Raw genomic sequence first — 2,634 nt, 5'->3', positions numbered from 1 at the left:
CCTTCGACCAGGTGTAGTACAGGCTCTGCGCTATGCCCTCTTTGCGGCATAGCTCGGCAATGCTGTCATCACCGCGCAGACCTTCAAGCACGATGCGGATCTTGTCCTCGGCCGAGAAATGGCGACGGGTCTGACGCCGGATGTCTTTGACCACTCGATCTGCAGGGGGCTTGGTCGGCGATTTTGTATTGGAGGATTTGGGCTTCATCTTCGTTCCTTCGTCACTACGACGAAGCCCAAATCCTCCTTAAATCACAACCTCAAATCTGTGCCATAGGCGCTGATGGGGGACACGGAAAGGCCTCTACAAGTTCGGTCGAGAAGGTAGGATCGAGGAGTCCACTGACATCTCAGATACCTACGAGATTCCGGAAGCACCGGTGTTGTGCATTTAGACGGAAGTTCCCGACGTCGACAACTGCGTGCATCAGGTAATCCTGAAGCTCGAGAGCCTTGAATTGATTTCCGGGTAGTGGACGAACCGGGCCGCCGCTCGCTTGGGCAAGTGGACGCACGCCCGACAGTACGAGGCATTTGCCCGGTAAGACCTTTGATCTACAACTGGCCTGGAAGGGGGAGACGATGAGGATAACAAAGGATCGGGTGCGTGCGCGACTGTGGCAGATTCTTGAGGAGCGGGCGCCCGCGTCGGGAGATCGACTACCGCCGGAACGCGAGCTGAAGAATCTTGTTGGGTGCAGTCGAGAGACGCTCCGAACCGCGCTCGCGACTCTTGAAGCGGAGGGCGAGATCTGGCGGCATGTCGGGCAAGGGACCTTCCGTGGCCGGATACCCCTGGGCCGCCCGGTCAAGGACACGCTGCTACTTGAAGCAACGACACCCGCGGACCTGATGGACGCGCGGCGTTTGCTCGAGCCGCAGGTGGCGGCGGCCGCCGCGGCGCGCCGCGTGAAAGATGACATCACCCTTCTGCGCAAGCGCGTTGCCGAAGGGCGTGAGGCGCGCGATCGCGCGGGCTGCGAACGCGCCGATGACGCCTTCCACCAGTCGATCGCGCATGTCACGCGCAACCCGCTCTTGATTGCCCTCCTGCGTCATTTTTCGAGTGCCCGATGCCGTGCGGTCTGGCAGAGGGAATGGGATCGCACCTATCGGCGAGTTGGCGTGGAAGAGTTCACACGTGTGCATGGCGATCATCACGAACAGGTCGTCGACGCGATTGCCGCCGGCGACGGGACAGCCGCTCATCATACCATGGCCCATCATCTCGAGGCTGTCAGCATCGACATGGGCGTTCTCAGCCCCATGCCGTCACGCTGATGATGACACTATCACCGAGGCCGGACTCTCCGGGTCTTGTGGGCGGTCGGCAGCATGGAAGCCGGCGCATGTGATCTCTCCCGGTAGACGACGTAAAGGCCCGAGGCGAGGATGACCGCGATCCCCAGCCAGGTCATCCGATCTGGAAAGTCTCCGAAAACCAGAAAGCCGGCGGCGGTGGCGCCGATGATCTCGAGATACTGGAATGGTGCCAAGAGACCGGCTTCAGCGTGGCGAAAGGCTTCGGCGATCAGGACATAGCTTGCAGCGGCGAGGTGGCCGCTTCCCAAAATCAGGGCCAAGGTAGAAGTCGTAAGAGTGCCAGGGTCCGGGGTGGAAAGCCCCGATGTGTGAAGCCCGAACGAAAGCGCTACCATGCCGAGGCAGGCATAAATTGTGGCGCCGCACTGAATGGTCAACCCGGAGCGCGTGCGCGTGGCACGACGGAGGACGATCATGTTGAGCGCATAGGAGGCGGCCGCGAGGAGCGGCAGTAGCGCGGCGATCCAAACTCCGGTCCTGGCCGGATCACGATAAGGGCTCCGACGGGCCCTGCGCCGACTGCTGCGAGGCGCCGCTGTCCGACTGTCTCGCCCAGGAGTGGACCTGCCAGCAACGTCAGGATCAAAGGCTCAACGAAAAAAATGGCGATCGCGGTGGCAATCGGCATGACCGCGAAGGCGCCTATAAGGCAGATGAGGGTGATCATCACCAGCAGACCGGACAGCGCGACGATCGGAGAGAGCATTGCGCCACGGAGGCGCCTGCGTAGTAGCACCGCTGCCGGCAGGAGGAAGGCCGCTTGGGCAGGAACGCGCGCGGTCGCGACTTCAATCGGATTCAGTTTCTCTGTCAGAAGCTTCGACGATGTGTCGCCCAGTGGTAGCAGGATCATCGCCGCGGCCATGCAGGACATCCCTGCGAAAGATCCCGTCCACATGGTCTGCGACCTGTCGAGCAAGGCAAGAGTCATAAGACACCTCATAACTTCAGGCTCCGCACGATATGTGCGGGAGCAAGTCCGGGCGTTCAGGACATCGGTTGACAATATAGGGGCTGGGCAGCGGACGCGCGACGCCATCGCACGCTGCCTTACAACGGGAATATAGGAATCTTCGAAGGTTTTGTCCGATCCGGGAGCAGGCAGGTCTCTGGTCCAATTGCTCAGCAAGGCCCGTGGCGTCAGGCAAGAGCGTTCAGAATGAAATCGGCGCGCGTTTCGACTTTAAGCTTGTATGCCTCCGGGGAGGGCCGCCTGAGCACGGGATTGGATTTCAGCTAAGAGCCTGAAGCTATGGCAGACCATAGCATCATGTCCCAGGTAGAGGTTCTCTCGGTCACGGATACAGGCCG

At 60.8% G+C, this 2,634-nt stretch carries 4 protein-coding genes and 1 pseudogene; 2 read left to right on the top strand and 3 right to left on the bottom strand.

Going from position 1 to position 2,634, the window contains the following annotated elements; translation table 11 throughout:
* Positions 1–208: transposase (locus MU516_RS19260; RefSeq protein WP_260278822.1), on the bottom strand; the 208-nt coding region annotated here is incomplete at its 3' end.
* A gap of 85 nt (positions 209–293) precedes the next feature.
* Between MU516_RS19260 and MU516_RS19255 the strand changes: the two are divergent.
* Positions 294–473: pseudogene (locus tag MU516_RS19255) on the top strand (adenylyl-sulfate kinase); the annotation flags it as partial.
* 109 nt (positions 474–582) lie between these two features.
* Entirely contained in the window at positions 583–1,281 is a 699-nt protein-coding gene (locus MU516_RS19250; protein WP_260278821.1) for a FadR/GntR family transcriptional regulator, read from the top strand.
* An 11-nt stretch (positions 1,282–1,292) separates the two neighbouring features.
* Here MU516_RS19250 and MU516_RS19245 read toward each other — a convergent pair whose 3' ends face one another.
* Together MU516_RS19245 and MU516_RS19240 are read right to left on the bottom strand one after the other, a co-directional pair.
* Positions 1,293–1,739 (bottom strand): DMT family transporter, encoded by a 447-nt coding sequence (locus MU516_RS19245; RefSeq protein ID WP_260278820.1) that lies wholly within the window; start codon positions 1,737–1,739, stop codon positions 1,293–1,295.
* Complete coding sequence (locus MU516_RS19240; RefSeq protein WP_260278819.1) at positions 1,736–2,188, bottom strand: EamA family transporter; 453 nt, start codon at positions 2,186–2,188, stop codon at positions 1,736–1,738. The genes MU516_RS19245 and MU516_RS19240 overlap by 4 nt, the downstream gene beginning before the upstream one ends.
* Between the last annotated feature and the right edge of the window lie 446 nt (positions 2,189–2,634).

The sequence above is a fragment of the Paracoccus maritimus genome (assembly GCF_025195095.1).
Lineage (GTDB): Bacteria > Pseudomonadota > Alphaproteobacteria > Rhodobacterales > Rhodobacteraceae > Paracoccus > Paracoccus maritimus.
The sequence above is the reverse complement of the archived record's forward strand: the minus strand, read 5'-3'. Positions and strand labels throughout refer to the sequence as shown.